This window comes from Hydrogenophaga sp. (assembly GCF_041633695.1).
In the GTDB taxonomy this organism is placed as follows: Bacteria; Pseudomonadota; Gammaproteobacteria; order Burkholderiales; family Burkholderiaceae_C; genus Hydrogenophaga.
Genome location: NZ_JBFJMY010000682.1, coordinates 1 through 1,602, shown reverse-complemented (window position 1 = coordinate 1,602; position 1,602 = coordinate 1). Strand labels below are relative to the sequence as shown.

Sequence of the window (1,602 nt, the reverse complement as noted above, 5' to 3'; positions counted from 1 at the left end):
CATCGGCTCCGTCATCAACGGCTACCTCGAGACCAGCGAGGGCCGCCGCATCGTCATCCAGTTGCAGGCCAAGGACCTGGAGAACATCGAGCTCGAAGTGGGCCGAAAGATGTATGCCTCCTGGCACCCGGAGGATTGCCACCTCATGCCCGCGCAGGCGCCGAAGCACGTCTCCGCACCGCCGCATTGATTTTCATTCCCAAGCTTTAGAGAGCACCATGAGCAAGACCCTTTTACACATCGAATCCAGTGCCCAGGTGGCGCAACGTTCCATCACGCGCGATCTGGGCGCTCGCTTCATGGCCGAGTGGCAGGCGGCGCATCCGGACAGCCGTGTGATCCGGCGAGACCTCGCCACCGATCCCGTGGCGCCGGTGGATGCCGAATGGATCGGTGCCGCGTTCACGCGACCCGATGAGCGCACGGCGGCGATGGCGCAACGGCTGGCGCTGTCCGACCTGCTGATCGCCGAGATCGAGGCCGCCGATGTGATCGTGATGGGGGTGCCCATGTACAACTACGGCGTTCCCGGCGCGCTCAAATGCTGGATCGACCAGACCGCACGCATTGGCAAGACCTTCTCGTTCGACCTGGCGCGCGGCGACGTACCGATCGAGGCCACGCTGTCGGGCAAAACGCTGGTGGTGCTGTCCTCGCGCGGTGAGTTCGGCTTTGCGCCTGGCGGCATGCGCGAGCACATGAATGCGCTGGACCGCCATCTGGCGGCCTGCGCCCACTACTGGGGGGTCGCCGCCAGCGACATCCGCAGCGTGGTGGTGGAATACCAGGAGTTCAAGGACGCGCGCTTTGAGGCCAGTGTGGCCAGCGCAAAAACCCAGGTGGTGGACCTGGCGCGGGTCTTGGCGGCTGGTGGGTGAACCGGCTGGTCAGCCGCCTTCAGGCCATCCACAAGCCGTGGTTCTCAAAGCGCCAGCCCGCTTCGAGCACGGTTTGTTGGCGCGGTTCGTCCGCGCGCTGTGCCGCGCTACCACGCACGCGCACGATGTCGCTGCGGCCACTGGCGCACCAGCCGTCCGGGCTGGCGGCCAAGGCGCAGGCATCGGTCAGGCGCAGTGAACCGTTCCAGCGCGCCTGGGCGTCGAACAGCAAGATGCGGTCCGCGCGCGGGCAACTGAGCGCAAAACCGCCATCGGGGCGGGCGCAAATATCGCCCGCATAGCCTTGGGTGTCGCGTGGCCCGGTGGTGGCCTGCAGTTGTGCGCCGTTCCATACCGCCAACACCGGCGCGGCCAGGCGCTGGGCGGCATCGCCGTGTTCGGCTTGCAGGGCGATGCCGACGCTGCGCGACACCGGGTCCCAGGCCAGGTGGCGGATGCTCAGGCGCGGGTCGTCCAGTCGCCACTGGCCCAACAAGTGGCCGTTGTCGGGGTCCAGCGCCACCAGCGACGCGTCCATGCCATCGCGCTGTTTGCTGCGTCCGGTTTCGGCCCGGGTCGGAATGCCGCCGTTGGCCACCAGCAGCGTGCCCGCCGGGAAGCCGCTCACCGCTTGCGGCAAACGCAACATCTCGTGCGGGTCCAGGCCGTGGCTGGGCCACTCGTCCATTTTGTTCAGCCGTGTTAGGTCGCGCACGGCGAGCAT

3 protein-coding genes are annotated in these 1,602 nt (G+C 67.3%); 2 read left to right on the top strand and 1 reads right to left on the bottom strand.

Annotated features, from left to right (window positions below):
* Together ABYB95_RS23190 and ABYB95_RS23185 are read left to right on the top strand one after the other, a co-directional pair.
* Positions 1 to 190 (top strand): TOBE domain-containing protein (locus ABYB95_RS23190; RefSeq protein WP_372662623.1); only part of this gene is annotated, 190 nt, incomplete at its 5' end.
* Between the two features lie 28 nt (positions 191 to 218).
* On the top strand, positions 219 to 878 hold the full coding sequence (locus ABYB95_RS23185; RefSeq protein WP_372662620.1) for an FMN-dependent NADH-azoreductase: 660 nt from the start codon (positions 219 to 221) through the stop codon (positions 876 to 878).
* 19 nt (positions 879 to 897) lie between these two features.
* Here the strand turns inward: ABYB95_RS23185 and ABYB95_RS23180 are convergent.
* On the bottom strand, positions 898 to 1,602 hold a 705-nt coding region (locus tag ABYB95_RS23180), incomplete at its 5' end, for a DUF1513 domain-containing protein (RefSeq protein ID WP_372662617.1).

Excerpts from the sequence above, each read along its gene's own strand:
- ABYB95_RS23185 (WP_372662620.1), top strand. The coding sequence starts at position 219 with ATGAGCAAGACCCTTTTACACATCGAATCCAGTGCCCAGGTGGCGCAA.